The organism is Magnetospirillum sp. WYHS-4, from assembly GCA_039908345.1.
Taxonomy (GTDB): Bacteria; Pseudomonadota; Alphaproteobacteria; order Rhodospirillales; family GLO-3; genus JAMOBD01.
On record JAMOBD010000008.1, the window covers coordinates 50,410 to 72,904 of the forward strand.

The window sequence follows — 22,495 nt, forward strand, 5'->3', positions numbered from 1 at the left end:
GGTGATAGCTCCTTTCGCACCTGCAATGGAGCCGCTTGCCAGGGCGGGACGGAGTGTGTTACACACGGACGCTCCAAGCGGGGCTGGGCGTGCCGCCCGAGGTGGGGCTTTTTCCCGGCGGCGGCGGCCTATTCGCAAGATCGTCATAGACAGGATTCGAGGGGCTTTCCCAGGTGTCGACCCACAGCACAGACGCCACGGGGCTGGCTGGCCGTTACGCCTCGGCTCTTTTCGAGCTGGCGGAAGCGGACAAGGCCTTGGAACGGGTGGCGGAAGATCTCTCCCGCCTGGACGCCATGATCCGCGAGAGCGCCGACCTCGCCCGCCTGATCCGCTCGCCGGTCGTGGCGCGCGCCGACCAGGCCAAGGCCATGACGGCCCTGGTTCGGCGCATCGATGCCGCCGATCTGACCCATCGCTTCATCGGACTGGTGGCCAGGAATCGCCGTCTGAGCGCCCTGCCGGCCATGGCGACGGCTTTCCAGTCCCTGCTGGCCGCCAAGCGCGGCGAGGTCACGGCCGAGGTGGTCTCCGCCGGAGAACTTTCGGCCGCCCAGGTGGAAGCCCTGACCGTATCGTTGAAGAAGGCCGTCGGTTCGGCGGTAACCGTCGAGGCGAGGGTCGATCCCTCGCTGATCGGCGGGCTCGTCGTCAAGGTGGGCTCGCGGATGGTCGACAGCTCTCTTCGCTCCAAGTTGCTGCAAATGCGCCTCGCCATGAAAGGGGTAGGATGATGGAAATCCGCGCCGCTGAGATCTCCGCTATTCTCAAGGACCAGATCGCGTCGTTCGGCGCCGAGACGGAAACCGCCGAGGTCGGCCGGGTGCTGTCTGTGGGCGACGGCATCGCGCGCATCCACGGCCTGGACAACGTGCAGGCCGGCGAGATGGTCGAATTCCCCGGCGGCATCAAGGGCATGGCGCTCAACCTGGAAAGCGACAACGTCGGCACCGTGATCTTCGGCAACGACCGCAGCATCAAGGAAGGCGACTTGGTGAAGCGCACCGGCGCCATCGTGGACGTGCCGGTGGGCAAGGCCCTGCTGGGCCGCGTGGTGGACGGCCTGGGCGAGCCGATCGACGGCAAGGGCCCCATCGTCGGGGCGACCCGCCAGCGGGTCGAGGTCAAGGCGCCGGGCATCATCCCCCGCAAGTCGGTGCACGAGCCCATGCAGACGGGCATCAAGGCCATCGACAGCCTGATCCCGGTCGGCCGGGGCCAACGCGAGCTGATCATCGGCGACCGCCAGACCGGCAAGACCTCGATCGTCATCGATACCATCCTCAACCAGAAGCGCATCAACGAAGCGGCCACCGACGAATCGCAGAAGCTCTATTGCATCTACGTCGCTGTCGGCCAGAAGCGCTCCACCGTGGCCCAGATCGTCAAGATCCTGGAAGACAACGGCGCCATGGATTATTCCATCGTCGTCGCCGCCACCGCTTCCGAGCCGGCGCCGCTGCAGTTCCTGGCCCCTTATACCGGCTGCACCATGGGCGAGTACTTTCGCGACAACGGCATGCACGCGGTCATCTTCTACGACGATCTGTCCAAGCAGGCCGTGGCCTACCGCCAGATGTCGCTGCTTTTGCGCCGCCCGCCCGGCCGCGAGGCCTATCCCGGCGACGTGTTCTATCTGCATTCGCGCCTGCTGGAACGCGCCGCCAAGATGAACAAGGAGCATGGCTCCGGATCGCTGACCGCCCTGCCGGTCATCGAAACCCAGGCCTCCGACGTTTCGGCCTACATCCCGACCAACGTGATTTCCATCACCGATGGCCAGATCTTCCTGGAGACCGAGCTGTTCTACAAGGGTATCCGCCCGGCGGTGAACGTCGGCATCTCGGTGTCGCGCGTCGGCTCGGCGGCCCAGATCAAGGCGATGAAGAAGGTGGCCGGCTCGATCAAGCTGGAACTGGCCCAGTACCGCGAAATGGCGGCCTTCGCCCAGTTCGCCTCGGACCTGGACCCGGCGACCCAGAAGTTGCTGGCCCGCGGCGCCCGCCTGACCCAAATCCTCAAGCAAGGCCTGTTCTCCCCCTACCCGGTGGAGGAAGAGGTGGTCGCCATCTTCGCCGGCGTGAAGGGCTATCTGGACAACGTGCCGGCCCAGGACGTCACCCGCTTCGAGGCCGCCTTCCTGGACGACATCCGCGCCAACGGCGCCGATATTCTGAAGGCGATCCGCGAGGAAAAGGACATCTCGGCCGATACCGAGGCGAAGCTCAAGGCTTTCCTCGACACTTTCACGAAGGCCTTTTCCTAAGGGGTTGAGGACGGGGACGGCAACCGATGCCCAACTTGAAGGACCTCCGGGTCCGCATCACCAGCGTCAAATCGACGCAGAAGATCACCTCCGCCATGAAGATGGTGGCGGCGAGCAAGCTGCGCCGTGCCCAGGTGGCGGCCGAGCAGGCCCGTCCCTATGCCCAGCGTATGGATCGCATGCTGTCCGAACTGGTGGCCAGCCTGCCGACCCTGGACGGCACGCCGAGGCTGCTGTCGGGCACCGGGTCCGACCAAGTGCATCTGATCGTCGCCATGACCGCCGACCGCGGGCTTTGCGGCGGCTTCAACGCCAACGTGGCCCGCGAGGTGCGCAAGCTGGTGACGCATCTGCGGGCCGAGGGAAAGACGCCGAAGATCCTCTGCATCGGTCGCAAGGGCCGCGACGCGCTCAAGCGCGACCACGCCGATCTGATCATCGCCACCCATGAAAACCTGATGCGGACCGGGGCGCAGTTCGATACCGCCCGCATGATCGGCCGCCAACTTCGCGATATGTACGCCGAAGGCCAGTTCGACGTCTGCACCATCGTCTTCAACCGGTTCCAGTCGGCGATCAGCCAAGTGGTCACCGCCCAGCAGCTCATTCCCTTCCCGGTTCCCGCGACCGCCAAGGAGGACCGCCAGATCGGACTGATCAAGCCGCTCTACATCCTGGAGCCTTCGGAAGAGGAACTCCTTGGGGCGTTGCTGCCGCGCAATCTGTCCGTCCAGGTCTTCCGCGCCATGCTGGAGGGCTACGCTTCGGAACAGGGAGCGCGCATGACCGCCATGGACAACGCGACCCGCAACGCCGGCGACATGATCAATGCCCTGACGCTGAAGTACAATCGCACACGCCAGGCCTACATCACCAAGGAACTGATCGAGATCATCTCGGGTGCCGAGGCCCTCTAGGGGGCGCCATCCGACGACACCGCTTATGCCAAGGGAGCAGGAACGATGACCCAGAACAATATCGGCACCATCACCCAGGTCCTGGGCGCCGTGGTGGACGTGCACTTCGAGGGTGCGCTGCCCGCCATCCTGAATGCCCTGCACGTGGATAACCAGGGCAAGCGGCTGGTGCTCGAGGTGGCGCAGCACCTGGGCGAGCATACGGTGCGCACGGTGGCCATGGATACCACCGATGGCTTGGTGCGCGGCCAGGAGGTGACCGATACCGGCGATGCCATCCGCGTGCCGGTGGGCCCCGAGACCCTGGGTCGCATCATCAACGTGATCGGCGAGCCGGTGGACGAGCGCGGACCGGTCACCACCAAGATGACCTACCCCATCCACCGCGACGCGCCCAAGTTCGTGGACCAGTCGACGGAAACCGAGATCCTGACCACCGGCATCAAGGTCATCGACCTGCTGGCGCCCTATGCCAAGGGCGGCAAGATCGGCCTGTTCGGGGGTGCCGGCGTGGGCAAGACCGTGATCATCATGGAGCTCATCAACAACATCGCCAAGGGGCACGGCGGCTTCTCGGTCTTCGCCGGCGTGGGCGAACGCACCCGCGAAGGCAACGACCTCTACCACGAGATGATCGAATCGGGCGTCATCAAGCTGGACGGCTCCGGCTCCAAGGCCGCCCTGGTGTATGGTCAGATGAACGAGCCGCCGGGGGCGCGGGCCCGCGTCGGCATCACCGGCCTGACGCTGGCGGAATACTTCCGCGACGAGGAAGGGCAGGACGTGCTGTTCTTCGTCGACAACATCTTCCGCTTCACCCAGGCGGGCTCGGAAGTGTCGGCGCTGCTGGGCCGCATTCCCTCGGCGGTGGGCTACCAGCCGACGCTGGCCACCGACATGGGCGCCCTGCAGGAGCGCATCACCTCGACCAAGAAGGGCTCGATCACCTCGGTGCAGGCCATCTACGTGCCGGCCGACGACTTGACCGACCCGGCCCCGGCGACCTCGTTCGCCCACCTGGACGCCACCACGGTGCTCAGCCGCGCTATCGCCGAATTGGGCATCTATCCTGCGGTGGACCCGCTCGATTCCACCTCGCGCGTGCTCGATCCGCGCGTGGTCGGCGACGAACACTATGCCACCGCCCGCGAAGTGCAGCGCATCCTGCAGACTTACAAGTCCCTGCAGGACATCATCGCCATCCTGGGCATGGACGAACTGTCCGAGGAAGACAAGCTGGTGGTGGCCCGCGCCCGCAAGATGCAGCGCTTCCTGTCGCAACCCTTCCACGTGGCCGAAGTCTTCACCGGCACCAAGGGCGTGTTCGTCAATCTGGAAGACACCATCAAGGGATTCAAGGGCATCGTGGCCGGCGACTACGACCACCTGCCGGAGGCGGCCTTCTACATGGTCGGCACCATCGACGAGGCGATCGCCAAGGCCAAGAAGATGGCGGCCGAGGCGGCCTAACCCGAGGACCGGCCGGGAGGCGGACCCATGGCGGAAAAAATCCAGTTCGAGATCGTCACTCCGGCCAAGCTGATGCTGTCGGAGGAAGCCGACATGGTGGTGGCGCCGGGCGGCGACGGCGATTTCGGCGTCCTGCCGGGCCACGCGCCCATGCTATCCACCCTCAGGGCCGGCACCATCGATGTCTATACGGGCGACAAGGTGCGCAACAAGATCTTCGTCGAAGGCGGTTTCGCCGAGGTGACGGGGGAACGTTGCACCATCCTCGCCCAGGTGGCCATTCCGTTGCGCGAGATCGGGCGCGAGGACGCGGAAAGGCGGCTGTCCAAGGCGCGCGACGGCTTGGAATCCGCCGACAACTTCGAAAAGCGCAAGGCGGCCGGCCGCGAACTGGAATCCGCCGAAGCCATGCTGGCCGCCGTGGCGGCCTACCAGGACAAGCTGCGCGCCGGGCACTGACGCCGGATACCTCTCTTTAAGCCGCTCGGGTCCGATGGAGACCTGCAAAAATGGCGCTCCGGAATCGCCCGTATCCGGGATATAAGCGTATTCAACAATAATGAATACGGGAGGCCGAAACGTCATGGAGGGCTTCGCGGTCAGCTATTGGGCTGCCCTGGGGGCGGGGGTGCTCAGCTTCGTGTCGCCCTGCGTGCTTCCCCTGGTGCCCGCCTACATCTGCTTCGTGGGGGGCGCCTCGCTCGACGAACTGCTGTCGGACGAGCCGGAATCCAAGGTCATCGTCCGCCACATCTTCGTGGCCTCCCTAGCCTTCGTGCTCGGGTTCTCCACCGTCTTCGTCGCGCTCGGCATGACCGCCACCGCCATTGGCGGCCTGATCGGCCAGTACAAGGACGTACTCGCCAAGACGGCCGGCTTGGTGGTGATGTTCTTCGGTCTTCATTTCATGGGCCTGTTCCGGGTCGGCTTCCTGAACTTCGAGAAGCGCTACCACGTCGCCGAGCGCCCGGCCGGCCCCGTCGGCTCCTTCTGCCTGGGCTTGGCTTTCGCCTTCGGCTGGACGCCTTGCGTCGGCCCCATCCTGGCCACCATCCTGATGATCGCCTCGGCAGGCGAGAGCCCGATGGACGGCGGGTTGTTGCTGGGGGCCTATGCGGCCGGCATCGGCATTCCCTTCCTGATCGCCGCCTCGGCGGTCAAGCCCTTCATGATCCTGATGAAGCGCTTCCGCCAGCACATGCGCACCATCGAACTGGGCATCGGCGGGCTGCTGGTGGTGACCGGGGCGCTGATCTTCTTCGGCGGCATGGAGGACATCGGCCTCTGGCTGCTGGAGACCTTCCCGTCGCTGGGCAAGATCGGCTAAACGAGGGCGAGCGCCAGTAGCAGCCCGAAAAGGGCCTGGGCCTGCGCGGTGCGGGCCAGCAGGCCGTTGAAGGCAGGTCCCGGCGTTTCGCGCCGGAACCGCATAACCAACCAGACGGCCAAAGGCAGGGAAAGCAACGGCAGCGCTTGCCCCAGGAGCGCCAGCATCAGGTAGGGCGCCAGCATCAGGATCGCGTAGACCATCCGCGCCCCATCCAGGCCCATCCGAATGGCCAAGGTCCGGCGTCCGGCCTGCCGGTCCTCCTCCATGTCGCGCGTGTTGTTGACCATCAGCACGGCGGCGGCCATCAGGCCCAGGGCCGCCCCCGCCACCAGGGCCGCCGGGGAAAACGCCGGGTTCTGCAGCCAAGCGCTACCCCCCACCGCCGCCAAGCCGAAGAACAGGAAGACGAAGGCCTCCCCGGTCGCCGAATAGGAAATCGGCCATGGAGAGCGCGAATAACTCCAGCCCGCCAGCACGCCCGCCGCCCCGATCAGGATGATCGGCAAGCCGCCGAAAGCCGTCAGGTAGATGCCGGACGCCGTCACCGCCAGGAAGCAGGTCAGCGCCGCGCGCTTGACCTGCCGGGGCGTCGCCCAGCCCTGGGCGGTGACCCGTTGGGGGCCCAAACGGGCCGGGCGGTCGGCGCCCCGTTCGAAATCGTCCACGTCGTTCAGCAGATTGGTGCCGATCTGGATCAGGGCGGAAACCGCCAGAGCCAGGACGAAGGGGACGGCATGGAAGGCGCCCCTCCCACCTTCGGCCCATCCCAGCGCGCTGCCGACCAGCACCGGCACCACCGCCAAGGGCAGGGTGCGGGGGCGGGCTGCCAGCAGCCACAGCCGCCAGCCTCTGGGCGGGGACGAATCGTTCACTTCGGGCGATATCCCCAATGCAGGCAGGCGATGCCAAGCGATAGGTTACGCCACCCCACCCGTTCCAGGCCGGAGGCTTCCAGATGGCCGGCCATTTCCTTCTGGTCGGGGAAGCGGCGGATGGATTCCACCAGATAGGCATAAGCCGACGGCTGCCCCGCCACCCAGGCGCCCAGCCGGGGAATGACCAGAAACGAATAGAGATCGTAGAGCGGCCGGAACCAAGCCTGCGGCCGTGAGAACTCGAGGCAGAGGAACAGGCCACCCGGCTTGAGGACACGCCGGACTTCGGCCAGGGAGCCGTCCAGGCTGGTCATGTTGCGGATGCCGAAGGCGATGGTCACCAAGTCGACCGAACCGTCCGCCAGGGGCAGGGCCTCGCCCTCGCCGCCCAGCCGGCAATAGCCGCCCCGGCCCTCGGTCATCATGGCGAGGCTGGAATCGAGTACGACCACGGTGCGCCCCGGACCCCGCGCCGCCAGAAGGCGGGCCACGTCGCCGGTGCCCCCCGCCAGGTCGACGGCGATGCCGTCCGGCCTTTCATCGGCGCGCCAGGCCAGCACGCGCTTCCACAGCCGGTGGATGCCGAAGCTCATGACGTCGTTCATCAGGTCGTAGCGTGGCGCCACGCGGGTGAAAACCTCCCGGATGCGGCGGCGCCGCTCGCCGGGCGCCACCGCCTCGAATCCGAAGGTATGGGTCAGCGGGTCCGTCATCAGCGTCCCAACAGGATGCCCTTCAGGATATCCTTCGGCTTGGTCGGTACCTGCTGTTGCTGCGGCTGTTGCTGTTGCGGCGCCTGGGTGGGAGCCGTCGGTTGCTGCGGTGCCGGGGCAGCCGCCCCGCCGGTGGCGCCCGGCAGCACGGTTTCCAGCAGGGTGCCGACACCCTTCTTCTTCAACAGCTTTTCGGTGCCGGGAATGGCGATGCCCTTGCCCGGCAGGCTGGCGGTGTCCAGCTTGACGTTCGGGGCGTCCAGGCGGCCGGTGATGGAAAACGGCAGAGAAGTATTCTGCACGCCGGTCTTCTGGGTGAGCACCTGGGTGAGCAGGTTCTGCGCCAGGTCCACCTTGCCCTGGGAATCGATGGTCCAGCGCGGGAGGTCGACGGTGGCGATGGCCGTGCCGTTGCCAACCCCCGAGATCAGACGGGCGTCGCGGCTGGTCACGATGCCGCGGTCGATAGTGAAGGTGCCGGACACGTCGGCCAGACCCGAACCGCTCTTGCCGCCACCCAGGGTGCCGCCCAGCGTGTTCAGGGTGCCCACCAGGTCGAGCAGGGCGGACAGGGCCGAGCCCTGGGCTTCCTTCTTGACGTCCAATCCCTTGACGGTCAGCGAGCCGTTGCCGGCGAGGGCCTGAACCAGCTGAGCCACGCTGCCGCCCTGGGTGGCCGCCTTGAGGTCGAGGTTCATCGCCCCACCCGCCATGCCCTTGCCGGCCGCCGCCGCGACGGCGCGCCCGACGTCCAGGTTGGCGACCTGCAACGATAGATCGGCCTTGGCCCCTTTGTTGGCGTCGACGGTGGCATTGGCCTGGACGGCGCCGCCGAACAGGGTACCCGTCACCCGCTGGGTACGCAGCACGCCGCCGGCGAGGGCCAGGGCGATGTCGGCGTTGTCGAAGCGATAGTCTTGGAAGACGATGGCCGCTGAACGCAGGATCACGTCGGCATCGACAGACGCCAACGCCGACAGATCGAGCGGATCGCGGGACCAACGTGGGTCGACGGCACCTCCCGCTGTAGCTTGCGGTACGGGCCGGCTGGCCCCGGGGGCCGCCGCCAGGACGACGGGCCGCTCCAAGGCTTCCTGGAACAGCGGACGGAATTTCCCGCCCGCATGTTTGACGCCCTGTTCTCCTTCGCCGGGCAGGGAGGCGGTTCTCTGGGCGGGCAGGAAGCGGTCGACAGGCAGTTCTCCCGTGGCAAGCTGGGCTCCAACCTTCGGCTTGGCGCCACTCAGATCGAGGTTGGCGCTGCCGGACAGGGACACCGGACCCAGGCTGCCCTTGATGTCGGAAAGGGCCATCTTGTCCAGGCCGCCCTTGACGTGCAGCGCCAGATCGGTGCCGCCCAGCCTTCCCGCCGGGCGATAGTCCACGCCCAGGGTACGGGCCAGTTGGACGAGGTCGCCGTGCTTGACCGCGACGCGGGCGTCGAAAGTCGGGGCCGGAAGGGCGGAAACGGACCCGTTCAGGTCCAGTGTGGCGCCCGCCGCCTGCAACGACATGTCCAGGGCCGGCTTGAGAAACTGGCCGCTGGCCTTGCCCCGCAGGGTGACGCGGCCGAGCCCCTTGGCCTGGGCCGGAGCCTCCAGGCCCGCCAAGCGGAACACCGGCGCCAGATCGGCGGCCAGGAAGTCCACATGCAGGTCCTTCATCTCGGGCAGGCCGTCCAGCTTCAGCAGGCCGCCCTTGACCGCCAGGCTGGCGCCCGCCGCCTGGCCGACCGCAAGGCGGCGCAGGTCCAGGTTGCCGTTATGCAGGGTTCCATCGACCACCAGATCGGAAATGGGAGTTTGGCGGTAGGTGAGCGACTTGACCGCCAGCTTGACGTTGGCGTCGAAGCCCTTCAGCGCCGTCATGCCGCCCGGAGCGGCCGAAGGGGCCGGGGCGGCCGCGCCGCCTTCTCCCTTGGCACCGCCGGACGAACCGCCCTTGGGTTGGGCCGCCGCGGCCGGCAGGTAGCCGTCCAGGTTCACCTTGTCGGCCACCAAATCGGCACCGAAGGCCGGCCTGGACCCTAGTTTGACGGTGGCACCTCCGCTCACGTTTGTGCCATCCATCTGCATGGCCAAGCCGGCGATCTGCACTTGGTCGGGAGTCGCCACGAACGCGCTCTTGTAGGCCAGGCGACGCAAGCGTTCCTTGGGCAGATCGGCGGGCAGGGCGACACCCAGCCAGGACAGCACGGCCCGCAGGTCGGCGGCCGAAATTTCCATCTCGCCTTCCAACTGCGGCTTGCCGTTCTTGGCCGAGACGAATCCGAACAGGGCCACGTCGGTGCTGCCGGGCAATTGAGCGGAAAGTTGGCTGAGGGTGACCTCGCCGTTGGCCAGATCGGCGTTCAGCTTGGCCTGCCGGATCACGCCGCCTTTGTAGGACAGGGCCTCGATCCCCAGGCGAATCGCCGCGTTGACGTTGGCCGGCAGGGCGAAAGCCTGGGAAGCGGCCTTGCCCGGCGCGGAAGACGCTACCGGAGCCTGGCCCTTGACCGGGGCGGGCGGTGCCGACGGGGCGGACGTCATGCCGGCCATCAGGGCATCCAGGTCGATACGGCCGACGTTCAGGTTGGCTTGCATCGTCGGGATGGCGCCGAGCGCGACGGACAGGTTGCCGGAGGCCTGGGTATCGCCCAGGTTCATGGTCAGGTCGGGAACCGAGACCTCGGTCTGCGAGCCGGCGACGTTGCCGCTGAAGCCGAAGTTGCGGCCCAGGAACGCGGGCAGGTCGTTGGTGCCCGCCACGCCTCGCAGCAGGGCCGCCAGATCGTCGCCCTTGGCTTCCACCTTGCCCTTGAAGCCGGGCGTGGTCTCCAGGCCCACCAGGGTTCCGGATACCTTGACGGTCGAGTTGCCCGCGCCCAGGCCCAGGGCCAAGTCGAGGGGGACCGTGCGGCCGTGGATCAACTTGCCCACCGTGCCGTTGACCGAAAGGGGTATGCCGCGCGCCCTCAGGCTGCCCTTGGCCTCGACAGGGCCGGCGAGGGAGGCGATGGCGACGGAGGCATTGATCTCCTCGATCTTCTCGACGGTGCCGGCCTTGGTGTCGCGGTAGACGACCGTGCCGTTTTCCAAGGTCAGGTTGTCGAGTTGCAGGTCGAAGCCGCCTCCGGCCTTCGCCTCGCCGCCGCCGGACGCGGGGGCCGCGGGGCTGGGCGCGGTTTCCGAGGGCAGTCCCTCGAAGGCGAGGTTGGACCGACCGTCGGCCAGGGTTTCGATCTCGATCACCGGATCGACCACCCGCACGCGTTCGATCTGGACGTTGCCGGCCAGCAGCGGCGCCAGGGCGATGCGGACTTCCAGGGTCTTCAAGGACATCATCTGCGGAGCATGGGCGCCCGGCAGGTTGGAAAGCCGCAGATCGTTGACCAGCACCGCCGGCTTGGGCAGGACGGAAAGCGTCATGTCGCCGCCGATGACCAGGTCGCGGCCCGTCGCTTCCTTGACCATCCGGGTCGCCAGCGCCCGATGCTGGTTCCAGTCGATGAAGGAGGGCGCCACCAGCGCCGTCCCTACCAGAAGCACCACGACGAGGCCGAGGCCGATCAGGATCTTGCTCTTCACCACGAGGACTCCGCTCTGGTCAGGAAAACTCGAACCGGAGTTTAGTGGGTCGCGGACGAACGATCAAACGTCTCGTCCGAGACGCCGGTTCACGATCTTGTAGGCGTCCATCGCCAGGATCAGGCAGAGCGCCAAGGGCAGCACGGCGATCCAGATGGAAAAAGACAAGGGCTCGATGCGCAATATGGACGACAGGCCGGGCAGATAGGCGGCGCCGATATGCACCAGATGGGCGGCCGGGACGGCGGCCATCAGGAAGGGGTTGGCAAGAAGGGAATGGCGCAGGGCGGGCCGCCGTTCGGAACGGCAGTTGAAGGCCTGCACGTTGCCGAAGACCACCATCAACAACAGCAGGGCGTTGCGCGCCTCCGTCTCCGGCATTCCGGAGTCCAAGGCCCAGGCGAAATAGATGGCGGCCACCGTGCCGACGAACAGACCGGAAATCGTTACCTGCTCGATCATCCGACGGTCGAAGATCGGCTGTTCCGGCGGTCTTGGGGCCCGGTCGAGAATGTCGTCCTCGCCTTTTTCCACCGACAGGGCCACGTGCTGGATGCCGTTGGTCACCAGGTTCAGCCACAGCAGTTGCGCGGCGAACAGCGGCACCGGCAGCCCGGCCAGGAAGGACAACAGGAACAGGGCCAGTTCGCCAACTCCGGCGGTAATCAGGAAATAGACGACCTTGCGCACGTTGTCGTAGGCGATACGGCCTTCTTCAACCCCGTTGACGATGGAAGCGAAGTCGTCGTCGGCGATAATCAAGCCGGCGGCGCCGCGTGCCACGTCGGTGCCATCCTTGCCCATGGCGACGCCGATATGGGCGGCGCGCAGGGCCGGGGCGTCATTGACCCCGTCGCCGGTCACCGCGACGAAATGGCCCGCCCGCTGCAGGGATTGCACGATGCCCAGCTTCTGCACCGGCTCGACGCGGGCGAAGACCTTGGCTTGGCGCACCGCTTCGTCGAAGCCGGCGGGATCGTCCCGCAGCTCGGCCAGTTCCGCGCCGGTCACCACCTCGCCCGGGCCGCCCGCGATGCCCAACTCCGCGGCAATGGCCAGGGCGGTCGCCGGATGGTCGCCGGTCACCATGCGCACGTCGATACCGGCCCGGCGGCAGCGTTCCACCGCCGCCCGCGCGCCGGGACGCAGGGGATCGATCAGGCCGGCCAAACCCAGGAACTCCAGATCCGCGAGGGAATCTCCGCTGGCCTCGGCCGCCCGACCTGCCGCGACCGCCAGCACGCGATAGCCCCCCGCGGCCAGCCGTTCGACCTCGGTCAGCACCGCCGCCGCGTCGATGTCGCGGCACATGGGAATCACGGTCTCGGCGGCTCCCTTGACCTGGGCCGTCAGTTCCCCCGCGTGCCGATGGAAGGACGCGGCGAAGCGGCGCCGGGAATCGAAGGGCACTCTGCCTTCTTCCTGGAAGGACGGATCGCGGGTCAGGCCCAGCTTGGCGCCGAGAACCAGGAAAGCCACGTCGACCGTGTCGCCGAAGCGGTGCCAGCCGCCCTGTCCATCGGGGCGGAACGTGGCGTCGTTGCACAGCAGACCGGCTTCCGCCAAACGCCGCACCGCATCCGCCGATCCTTCCGGGGCCCGGATGCGCCCGACCGGATGGTAGCCCTCGCCCTCCACCTCGATTTCGCCCACTCCCGGCAGCCAGAGCCTTCGAACGGTCAGTTCGTTGCAGGTCAGCGTGCCGGTCTTGTCGCTGGCGATGCAGGTGCAAGCGCCCAGGGATTCCGCCGCCGGCAGGGAACGCACGATGACCCGGCGCCGCGCCATGCGGGCGCTGCCCACCGAAAGCGCCACGGTGATCGCCACCGGCAGACCTTCGGGAATGGCGGCCACCGCCAGCGCCACGGCGACCAGGAAGACATGGGCGGGGGGCTCGCCCTTGGCGATCATGGCAAGGCCGAGAATCGCGGTGGCCGCCACCACCAGCCAGCCGATGGCCGCCGAGAAGCGTTCCAGCCGCTGCACCAGGGGGGGGACCGCCCCTTGGGTGCGGGCCATGGCCTGGGCGATGCGGCCCAGTTCGGTATGGCTGGCGGTCTGGACGACCAAGCCTTCGGCGCGGCCGGAAGCCACCACCGTCCCGGCGAACAGCATGTTGCGGCGGTCGCCCAGCACCGCGGCCTCGGGCAGAACCAACCCGGCATCCTTGTCCACCGGCAGCGACTCGCCGGTGAGCAGGGATTCGTCGGCCAGCAGGTCCTGCCCGGACAGCAGACGGAGGTCGGCCGGCACCACCGATCCGGCCTCCAGAACCACCAAGTCCCCCGGCACCAGGGCGGCCGCGTCCAGAAGATGGCGCACGCCATCGCGCAGGACCACGGCGCGGATGCGGATCATCGCCTTCAGGGCCTCGGCCCCGCTTTCCGCCTTCCATTCCTGGATCGCGCCGATGGCGGCGTTGACGAGCAGCACCGCGGCGATGAACGAGGCGTCGGAGGCTTCGCCGATCGCCACCGAAACTCCGGCCGCCGCCATCAGCAAATAGATAAGCGGGCTCTTGAACTGGCGTAGGAACAGGACGAGCAAGCCGTCGCGGGGGGGGCTGGGCAGTTCGTTGGGGCCGAAGCGGGCCAGACGCGCCGCCGCCTCGGATTCGGACAGGCCGGCCGGGCCGCTCCCCTGGAGCCGCCGGGCTTCCTCCGCCGTCCTGGAATGCCAGAGGGGAACACCCATGGCGGCGGCCCTAAAGTCCATCCGGCAAGGTCACCACCGAGAACCAGAAGCTACGCAGCGCCGAAAGCGCGTTGAAGAACTCGGCGAAGTCGAGCGGCTTGGAAACATAGGCGTTGGCACCGATCTGATAGCAGGCGTCCACGTCCTCGTGGTCGGTCGACGTGGTCAGGGCCACCACCGGAATGCTGCGCAGCACCGGATCGGACTTCATTTCCAGGAGCACCTCCCGGCCGTCCTTGCGCGGCAGGTTGAGATCCAGCAGAACGAGGTCCGGCTTGGGCATCCCGGCATAGGGAGGCTCGCCACGCAGGAAGGCCATGGCTTCGACACCGTCGATCACCCGGTGCAGACGGTTGACCATCCGCCATTCGCGGAAAGCTTCCTCGACCAGACGGGCGTCGCCCGCGTTATCCTCGACGAGGAGAACCTCGATATCCCGCTTGGCGTCCATGCAACACCTCGTTCCATGCCCCCCGATTCAGGTGACGGCCGGACAGAGCGTGAACCAGAACGTGGCTCCCTTGCCCGGCTGGGTCTCGACCCAGATTCGACCCCCATGACGTTCCACGACCTTCTTGCAGATCGCCAGCCCGATTCCCGATCCGTCCGGTTTACCAGGGTTGGGCAAGCGCTGGAAGACCTTGAAGATGCGGTCCGCGTACTGGGGATCGAACCCGATTCCGTTGTCGCGCACGTGGAACAGCCATTCGCCGTCGGCCTGGACGGCGCCGATGGCGATCACGGGCTTGCGGTCGGCATCCCGGTACTTCAGCGCGTTGCCGATCAGGTTCTGGAACAGGCTGGAGACTTGCCCGAAATCGCCCTGGACGCGGGGCATCTCCGTTTGATGGATCTCCGCACCGGTTTCCGCGATGGCGCCCTGCAGTCCGTCGAGAGCTTCCGCGAGCGCGAGGCCCGCATCCATGGCGACCAGGGGCTTGGCGTCGGTCTCCAGGCGCGAATAGGCCAGCAGGTCGAGGATAAGGCTGCGCATCCGCTTGGCGGCGTGGGAGGCAAAGCCGATATACTCCCGGGCATCGGAATCGAGCTGCGGCCCATAGCGCTTTTCCAGGAGTTGCACGTAGTTGGTGACGGTCCTGAGAGGTTCCTGGAGATCGTGGGACGCCACATAGGCGAAGCGTTGCAGTTCGGCGTTGGAGCGTTCCAGGGATTCCTGCGCCTTGCGCTGGGTGGTGGTGTCGCGCGCCACGGCGACGATCAGGTCGCGCTCGCCGAAGCGCATCCGGCAGCCATGCACCTCGACGGGAAAGATGGAGCCGTCCTTGCGGCTGAAATGGGACGCCCCGAAGCTTCGCGATTCCCCGAGCGGCAGATCGTCCCAGAACCGACGGGCCTCGTCGGCGCAATGATCGTGTTCGTAGTCGGCGACCCGCAGGCCGTTCAGGTCTTCCCGGACATATCCCAGGGTCTGGCAGGCCTGGCGGTTGGCGTCGACGATGCGGCCTTCCAGGTCGTGGACCAGGATGGCGTCGCCCGCATTGTCGAACACGGCGGCGAACAGGGCCTGGCTCTCCAGCAGCCGGGCCTGGCCTTCTTCCCGCTCGCTGAGGCGCCGGCCGCCCTCCCGCCCGAGCAGTCCGATCGCGCCCAGTCCGATCAGCCAGATCACTCCATGGGAGACGAAGGCGAACAGTCTTTCGTGATCGAGCCTTTCCCAGAAGGGCCGCATGGGCACGGCCACGCCCACCCCGCCCCGCACGTCGCCGATGCGGTAGCCCTGGTGGGCATGGCATTTCAGGCAGCCGGGTTCGGTCACCAGGCGCCGCATCAGCCGCAAATAGGGTTGGCCATCGATGTCGACCAGCTCCGACTGCTCCTCATGCCCGCGTTCGAAGGCCTTCAGGACGCTTTGTTCCCAGTCGTCCGGAGTGTTGACCGGGTTGAGCGGCTTCAGGCTGACGATGCGGCCCTTGACGCCGAACAGTTCGTCGTACTCCCCCATCATCTGGCGCAGCATGTAGGCCGGATTCATCAAGGTGAGATTCCGGCCCTCGGGAGTACGGATGTCGCGCTCCGGCACATGGGAAAGATAGGGATTGGGAAGCGTACGCTGGTCGGCCGGGACGTAGACGCCCCCGTGCCGGGTCGCCCAGAAGCGGAAAGCGATATCCTTGTTGACGTTCGTGCGTGCCTCGTTGCGGGCCAACGCGAGGACGTTGGCGCGCGCCTCGACGAGGTGCCATGCGAGGAACCCGCCCACCACGGCCGTCCACGCCACACCCGCAGCAACCACCAGACTGCGGAACGTCGTGCTCCGCGCCTTCGCCCGGCTTGCCGAACCGGTATCCACGGCAGACCCCTTTTACCCATTGGCGGGCTTCATCATTCTATCGCAGGGCGATGGCGCTTGTCATCCCGTCGGTGCGGTTCGCTTCGGAGCGACCGCCCGTTTCCCGGCGACGAGGGTCATTCCGGCCTGACCAGCCCGGCCAGTCCCAGGAAAGCGGGATGGCCGTGGACGATCACGGCCGTGGGGATGCCCTTGACGTAATCGGACATCCGCCCCTTGGCCTCGAAGCGGGCGCGAAAGTCCGACCGCGGGAAAACCTCCCCCAGGCGCGGCACGATGCCGCCGGCGATGAAGACCCCGCCGCGCGCCCCGACCATCAGGGCGGCGTTGCCCGCCACTTCCCCCAGCAGGGCGCAAAAGATATCGACCGCTTCCCGGCAGAGTGGGCAGGAACCGTCCGCGGCGCGCGCCGTGATCGCCGCCGGGTTCAGGTCTGCCTCGTCGGCACGGCCGTCCAGACGGCCCAGGGCGCGGTGCAGGTTGGTCAGCCCGGGGCCAGAAACCACGCGCTCGACGGACACGTGGCCGAATTCGCGCCGTAGCACGGCGATGGCCTCGGCCTCCCGGTCGCTGCCGGCCGGCAGGGTGGAATGGCCGCCTTCGGTGGCGAGCACCACCGGACGGCTGCCGGGGCCGGGGACCAGCACCGACAGCCCCAGCCCGGTACCGGGCCCGATGGCCACCATGGGGGCGGTCGGGTCGGCCCTGCCTTCGCCGACGGGATGCATGTCGCCGGATTCCAGGTAGGGCAGGGCCAACGCCACGGCGGCGAAGTCGTTGACCACCTCAAGCCGCGAAAAGCCCAGGCGGTGGCGGAGAGCGGCGACGGAAAACCCCCAGTCCCGGTTGGTCAGGTAGATCTGATCGCCGGTAACCGGACTGGCCACGGCCAGGGCCACCCGGTCCGGCCGGACGCCGCCGGCCATTCCGTCGAGGAAGGCGCGCAACAATTCCTCGACCCCTTCATGGGCGTCGCAGGCCACGTCGGCGGACGGGCCGAGGACGCCGTCGTCCCCGATCAGGGCCAGCCTTGCATTGGTTCCGCCGATATCGGCGATCAGCCCCGTCATGTCGGCCTTCGCGTCTACATCTGGTTGGCGCGCCAAGCGGAAAGCTGCGCCCGGCGGCGGGCGGCGAAGCGTTCGCCTCCCTCGGCCTTCACAGAATGCCAGAGCTCCTGCTTCCGTTCCAGGTCCTTGCGCACCCGGTTCATGAGGGCCACGTGGCTGGCGTCGGTGCCGGCGGCCTGGGCCTCGCGCCAGGCATCCATCTCGCGCTGGTGCGCCGTGCCCCTATCCTGGGGAGCGGCGGTGGACGTCTGGACCGGAGCGGGTGGTGCCGAGGTCTCGGCGCGGGCGACGGTTTCCTTGTCGGGCACGGTAATCACCAGCGGGCCGTCCGCCTTGGCGGGAATGGCTCCGGGCGCCTTGGCCGAGACCAGGGGGCTGGGAGACGCCGTCCGGGCATGGATGGAAACGTCCATGGCGGTGGCTCGCCGGCCACGCGGCGGCATGACGGAGCGACTCGCGGCGAGGCTGGGCGCGGTGGTCGAGGCGAGCTGGATGGGGGCTTCCGGTTCGGGCCGTTCCTTGGCGCCGCCGCGCGGCTGCCGGTTCCACAGGCGGACCACCTTGGCCTTGTAGGCTTCTGACTTTTCGGGAGTGCGGGAGTGGTAATAGGCGGCGGCCTGGGTCCAGGAATCGGTCTCCTCATAGAGCTGGCGCAGGAACGACGCGGCATAAGCCATGTTGGCCGCCGGGTCGAAGGCGTGTTCGATGGTGCCGAAGGCCTCGCCGTGGTGGCCCAGGTTGATCTGCATGCAGCCGACGTCGATGTTCGTCACCCCGCGCGCCTTCAGGCGCTTCACCTCGGCAATCGCCGCCTCGCGGGTGGGAAAGAATTGCCCGTCGCCGCCCGATGTCACGGTCCAGGGCCAGGCGTAGCTCTCGCGGCGGGCTTCGTCCCAGCGGCCGGTCTCGGCCAGGGAAACCGCGAAAAGAAGGTTTTCCGGCATGCTGGCCATGCGCTCCTGGCGACCCGCGGCTTCCCGGCAGATATCCTGGGGTGCCGGCGCCGCCAGGGCGCCGCTTGCCGCCATGACCATCAATGCTGCCGCGATGCGTATCATGATCCGTCCCGTCGTCCGATTGCCTGGAGGAACATAAGCAAGGGGCGTGCCAGATCAGGGGCGCAGGGACTCGACGGGAAGGGCGGTCAGGATGGCGATCAGCCGCGCGATGTCTCGCGTCAACGCCGTAAGCCCCTCGGCCGGTTCGACGTTCTTTTCGTCCATGTAAAGGGCGCGGTTGATTTCGATCTGGAGGGTATGCACCCCCTGGGCGGGACGGCCGTAGTGGCGGGTGGTGAAGCCGCCCGCGTAGGGATCGTTCCGCCGCACCCGGTAGCCCATGCCGGCCAGGGCGCTCTCGGCGGTCTCGATGACCCGCGGCTTGCAGGATTTCCCGAAACGGTCGCCCAGCACCATGTCGACGCGCCGGAGGCCCGGATCGGCATCCATCGGGCCGCCCACCGACGGCATGGAATGGCAATCGACCAGCAGGCAGCAGCCGAACTTGGCCTTGGTACGGGCGATAAGGTCCCGCAGGGCCTGGTGGTAGGGCTCGTAGCAGGCGTGGATCAACTTGCGGGCGTCGGCGAAGCGCAGCCGTTCGCGGTAGATGGCCTCGCCGTTGGCGATCACCCGGGGGATGGTTCCCAGCCCCGCCACCACCCGCGGCGAGGTGGTGTTGACGAAGTCCGGCAGGGGATCGGCGAACATCGCCGGGTCCAGTTCCCAGGCTTCCCGGTTGGGGTCCACGTAGGCGCGCGGGAAGTGGGCCTTGAGCAGGGGGGCGCCGAAATCGGGAGCGGCGCCATAGATGTCGTCGATGAAGGCGTCCTCGGATCGGCGGATGGCCACGGCGTCGAGGCGCGACGCGGCCAGGAACTCGGGCGGATAGCGGCGGCCGCTGTGGGGCGAGGCGAAGACCACCGGCGCCGTCTGCTCGGACGGGGCGATCGTCTCCCAGGGCGGAACGTCGCGGAAGGGCACGGAACGCGGCACGGGGCTTTCTCCAGTCCTGGCACCGGGAAGTGTTACCGTCGGACCCGGCCGGGCGCAACCCGGAACTAAGGCCGAGGAGCGAGAAGCCGTTCGACCGTCTCCATCAGGTCGCGGGGACGGATGGGCTTGCCGAGCGTCGCCTCCGCATGGAAGTCCCCGGCCATCTCCAGGTAGGTGCGCGCCCCCATCTGCCCGCCGCCCGAGATGGCGATCACCGGCAGGCTCGGCCTTATCTTCTTCAGATCGAGGATCATCTCGATGCCATCCTTCTCCGGCATCAGGATGTCGGCGATGACCAGATCGTAGTCGTGTCCGGCCAAGGCCTTGAGGGCCCTCTTGCCGTCCTCGGCCTCGTCGACGTCGTGGCCGGAAGCCTGAAGAGCCAGTCTCAAGGCGTAGCGTATCGGTTCTTCGTCGTCGACCACGAGAATTCTTGCCATCGCGATATGCCTCTCAGCTCGACTCCGCCGGTGGCGGACGGGTGGGCAGGTAAAGGGTGAAGGTCGTCCCCTGGCCGAATCGGCTGTCCAGCGTGACGATGCCGCCATGACTGCGAACGATGCCGTAGGTGGACGACAGCCCCAGCCCCGTTCCGCGTCCGGCTTCCTTGGTGGTGAAAAAGGGCTCGAAGATCCGTTCCGCCACTTCCGGCGACATGCCGGTGCCCGTGTCGGCGACCCGGATCACGGCATAACTTCCCGGCGGCAGTTCGGCCAGAACCGGCGCCGAAGCGTCGCCCAACTCCTCGCGCACCAGGGTCAAGGCGACCGTGCCGCCGACTCCCCGCATGGCATCGATGGCGTTGCTGATCAGATTGAGCAGCGCCGCCTGGATCTGCGGCAGGTCGACGGCCACCCAGCCGGCATCGCGCGGAACCACCGCGTCCAGGACGATTCCGGTCGGCAACACGTCGCGCGCCATGGCGACGACTTCCTCGACCACCCGGCTGGCCGGCAAGGTCTGGGTGCGGGCCTCGCCGCGGCGGCCGAAGGCGAGCACGCTGGAAACCAGATGGGTGGCCCGTTCGGCGGACTGGCAGATGCGGTCCAGCATTTCCCTTTGGCGGCTGCCTTCCGGAGCCTCCTCGCGCAACAGATCGCCCAGGATGGTGATGGGCGTCAGCATGTTGTTCAGGGAATGCGCCATGCCGCTGGCCAGGGTTCCCAGGGCTTCCAGCTTGCGGGCCTGGAGAAGCTGCGCTTCGGCGGCGCGGCGCTGGGCTGCTTCCGCGTCGCGCTGCCGATAGAGGGTCTCCTCCGTCCGGTTCACCGCCTGGAGGTGCAGCCGGTCGACCGATACGTAGACCGCGAGGCCGAGAATCAATCCGACGGTCAGGGCGATCATCAGCCCGGGGGCCAGTTCCTGCAGGCCGTGGCGAAGCACCAGTTCCCCGACCTTGGCGCCGCCGTCAAGGATGGGAACGACGACGGTCAGGGCGGCGATCGGCGAGAAATCGCCCTCGGCCGCCACGACCTGCCCTTTCGAATCCAGGATACGCACGCTTTCGCCCGGCCCCGGCGGGACCACCCGAAGAAGGTGGTTGAAGCGGTATTCCTCGAATCGCCAGAGATCGGGACGGGCGGAGACGATCTGGTTGACCATGGCGACCTTCAATTCCGCCTCGACGCGCATGGCCGCACGCTCGCTGGCCACCGCCAGCCAAACCTGGACCGCCGCCGGCGCGAGGGCGACCAGGCCCACCACCAGGGCCAACACGTGGCGGGTCCGGGCCAGCGAGCCGCGATGGTCGCCTGCCAAGGTCATGGCCGCGCCGGAACGGGTTGGAACCCGTGGACCTCCAGGAGGCTCCGTGTCTCCGGGGAATCCAGGAATTCGACGAAGGCCGATACCGCCTCCCGGGCCGGCCGCCGCGTCACCAGATGGAAGGATTTGGCATGGGGATAGGTTCCATCGGCCATGCTGGCGAGGGTGGGGGCGACGCCGTCCAGGGACAAGGGTTTGAGGGCGCGCCTCTCGGCCAGGATCTGGCCCAAGGCCAAGGTGCCGATCGCGCCGGGAATGGTTTCCAGGGCCGCCGCCCCGTCCTGGTCGGTGATGGCGACGGCGTTGGGCCACCGGTCCAGCGCCGAGGCGACCGCCTCGCCCATGCCGGGCCCCAGGACCGACAGGATTCGCGTGTCGGTGTCGTCCCGTGGACGCAGGACGACCCGAAGCCGGCGTCCGTCCGGCCACTCCGTCATTTGACCCGAATAGGCCTTCGCCAATTGGGCCGTGGTGATGCCGGCGACGGGGAGGTCAGCCTGCACCGCGATGACGAACGGACTGCGAGCCCAAGGCCGCACCTCGGCCCAGGCCAGGGTTTCGTCGTCCGGAGCCTTGGCGGAAACCGCCAGGTCGATGGCTCCTTCCCGGAGCGCCCGCAAACTGCCCCCGCTGCCCAAGCTGGGCAGAACGACGATTTCCGTCCCCGGCCGGCCGCGGCTAAAGGCTTGCCCGGCGAGGCGAACGATTCCCAGGGGGCTGCCGGTGCCGGTGACCCGTAGGGGTTCGGCCGTTGCGTCCGGCCCCATAAGCGAGACGATGGCGATGACCGCGACGGCCCATGGGCAGATTGGGCGGGCGGTGGCCGGCGAACAGCGTTCCATTTTTTCCCATCCGCCCGAGAAGGCGTTCCGATGGAGCGCAGCATGCCATCGGAGACCTTTCGTCGCAAGGATCGCAAAGTCGGCTTGCCAATCCGCCCGGATGACATTAAAAGGCCGTCTTCCGATCGTCTCACGGGCCGTTGAAATTAGAGGAGAATCCGAGTCCCCAGGATTGGCGTCCCCAAAGTATTGGTGAGATGGCGAAAAGCGGGGTGACAAGGAAAGGCGGTCTGGGGTATATCGGTTCCGGAAGGCGGACGCCTTCCTTTGAGAAGCGAGATTTGGCCTGTTACGGGCAAAAAGGGCGGTTAGCTCAGCGGGAGAGCACTACGTTGACATCGTAGGGGTCACTGGTTCGATCCCAGTACCGCCCACCATCGAAACCCCAAGGGAAACCTTGGGGTTTCGTGTTTCTGGGAAGGGTTTCTGCAGCGTCCACCAAGTAATCCGGACTGACCCGCCGATAGACCCTGAGCACCGTTGCCCGATGCGTGGCGGTGAGGTCCGCGATTTCGTCCACCGACCTTCCCGCTTCCGCCGGCCATGAAATCGCGGTGTGCTTGACCCAACTTGAACAGTGCCCGAGAAAAAGCTGTTCTGTAACAGACTGTTACGGAGTGGCACGGGTTTGTTAGCACTACATTCCGGGGTGGCGGGGTTTCAGGTGGGGGTTTCGTGGT

Annotated in this window: 18 protein-coding genes and 1 tRNA gene; 7 read left to right on the forward strand and 12 right to left on the reverse strand. The window is 67.3% G+C overall.

Annotation, left to right across the window (positions count from 1 at the left end):
* Positions 1–173 precede the first annotated feature (173 nt).
* From H7841_04530 to H7841_04555, 6 genes are all read left to right on the forward strand, one after another.
* Positions 174–734: a F0F1 ATP synthase subunit delta gene (locus H7841_04530; GenBank protein MEO5336149.1), complete on the forward strand. Its 561-nt coding sequence runs from the start codon at positions 174–176 to the stop codon at positions 732–734.
* A complete protein-coding gene (gene atpA / locus H7841_04535; GenBank protein ID MEO5336150.1) occupies positions 734–2,266 on the forward strand; it encodes a F0F1 ATP synthase subunit alpha in 1,533 nt (510 codons plus the stop codon). Before H7841_04530 ends, atpA begins: the two co-directional genes overlap by 1 nt.
* 26 nt (positions 2,267–2,292) lie before the next feature.
* Positions 2,293–3,183, forward strand: a complete 891-nt coding sequence (locus H7841_04540; protein ID MEO5336151.1) for a F0F1 ATP synthase subunit gamma — start codon at positions 2,293–2,295, stop codon at positions 3,181–3,183.
* A 45-nt stretch (positions 3,184–3,228) separates the two neighbouring features.
* Positions 3,229–4,653 (forward strand): F0F1 ATP synthase subunit beta, encoded by a 1,425-nt coding sequence (atpD, locus tag H7841_04545; GenBank protein ID MEO5336152.1) that lies wholly within the window; start codon positions 3,229–3,231, stop codon positions 4,651–4,653.
* Positions 4,654–4,680: 27 nt separating this feature from the next.
* Positions 4,681–5,112 carry an ATP synthase F1 subunit epsilon gene (atpC, locus tag H7841_04550; protein ID MEO5336153.1) on the forward strand — a complete coding sequence of 144 codons (432 nt, stop codon included), beginning with the start codon at positions 4,681–4,683 and terminating at the stop codon, positions 5,110–5,112.
* Positions 5,113–5,236: 124 nt separating this feature from the next.
* Entirely contained in the window at positions 5,237–5,980 is a 744-nt protein-coding gene (locus H7841_04555; protein ID MEO5336154.1) for a cytochrome c biogenesis protein CcdA, read from the forward strand.
* Here H7841_04555 and H7841_04560 read toward each other — a convergent pair.
* The 12 genes from H7841_04560 to H7841_04615 form a co-directional block, all read right to left on the reverse strand.
* A complete protein-coding gene (locus tag H7841_04560; GenBank protein MEO5336155.1) occupies positions 5,977–6,855 on the reverse strand; it encodes a 1,4-dihydroxy-2-naphthoate polyprenyltransferase in 879 nt (292 codons plus the stop codon). The genes H7841_04555 and H7841_04560 overlap by 4 nt on opposite strands.
* Positions 6,852–7,571: a class I SAM-dependent methyltransferase gene (locus tag H7841_04565; protein ID MEO5336156.1), complete on the reverse strand. Its 720-nt coding sequence runs from the start codon at positions 7,569–7,571 to the stop codon at positions 6,852–6,854. The genes H7841_04560 and H7841_04565 overlap by 4 nt, the downstream gene beginning before the upstream one ends.
* A complete protein-coding gene (locus H7841_04570; protein MEO5336157.1) occupies positions 7,571–11,140 on the reverse strand; it encodes an AsmA family protein in 3,570 nt (1,189 codons plus the stop codon). Before H7841_04570 ends, H7841_04565 begins: the two co-directional genes overlap by 1 nt.
* A gap of 63 nt (positions 11,141–11,203) precedes the next feature.
* Positions 11,204–13,834: an HAD-IC family P-type ATPase gene (locus H7841_04575; protein ID MEO5336158.1), complete on the reverse strand. Its 2,631-nt coding sequence runs from the start codon at positions 13,832–13,834 to the stop codon at positions 11,204–11,206.
* Between the two features lie 10 nt (positions 13,835–13,844).
* The gene (locus H7841_04580) at positions 13,845–14,285 is read right to left on the reverse strand and encodes a response regulator (protein ID MEO5336159.1); all 441 of its coding nucleotides are present in this window, start codon (positions 14,283–14,285) and stop codon (positions 13,845–13,847) included.
* 27 nt (positions 14,286–14,312) lie between these two features.
* Positions 14,313–16,145, reverse strand: coding sequence for a PAS domain S-box protein (locus H7841_04585; GenBank protein MEO5336160.1), 1,833 nt, complete (start codon positions 16,143–16,145; stop codon positions 14,313–14,315).
* A gap of 116 nt (positions 16,146–16,261) precedes the next feature.
* On the reverse strand, positions 16,262–17,215 hold the full coding sequence (gene glk / locus H7841_04590; GenBank protein MEO5336161.1) for a glucokinase: 954 nt from the start codon (positions 17,213–17,215) through the stop codon (positions 16,262–16,264).
* Positions 17,216–17,229: 14 nt separating this feature from the next.
* Complete coding sequence (locus H7841_04595) at positions 17,230–18,273, reverse strand: transglycosylase SLT domain-containing protein (protein ID MEO5336162.1); 1,044 nt, start codon at positions 18,271–18,273, stop codon at positions 17,230–17,232.
* A 54-nt stretch (positions 18,274–18,327) separates the two neighbouring features.
* The gene (locus H7841_04600) at positions 18,328–19,209 is read right to left on the reverse strand and encodes an N-formylglutamate amidohydrolase (protein ID MEO5336163.1); all 882 of its coding nucleotides are present in this window, start codon (positions 19,207–19,209) and stop codon (positions 18,328–18,330) included.
* 65 nt (positions 19,210–19,274) lie between these two features.
* On the reverse strand, positions 19,275–19,649 hold the full coding sequence (locus H7841_04605) for a response regulator (GenBank protein MEO5336164.1): 375 nt from the start codon (positions 19,647–19,649) through the stop codon (positions 19,275–19,277).
* Positions 19,650–19,662: 13 nt separating this feature from the next.
* Positions 19,663–20,973, reverse strand: a complete 1,311-nt coding sequence (locus tag H7841_04610; GenBank protein MEO5336165.1) for an ATP-binding protein — start codon at positions 20,971–20,973, stop codon at positions 19,663–19,665.
* Positions 20,970–21,815, reverse strand: a complete 846-nt coding sequence (locus tag H7841_04615) for a substrate-binding domain-containing protein (protein ID MEO5336166.1) — start codon at positions 21,813–21,815, stop codon at positions 20,970–20,972. Before H7841_04615 ends, H7841_04610 begins: the two co-directional genes overlap by 4 nt.
* A gap of 302 nt (positions 21,816–22,117) precedes the next feature.
* On the opposite strand from H7841_04615, the gene H7841_04620 reads away from it, so the two are divergent.
* Positions 22,118–22,192 (forward strand) — tRNA-Val (locus tag H7841_04620).
* Positions 22,193–22,495 lie beyond the last annotated feature (303 nt).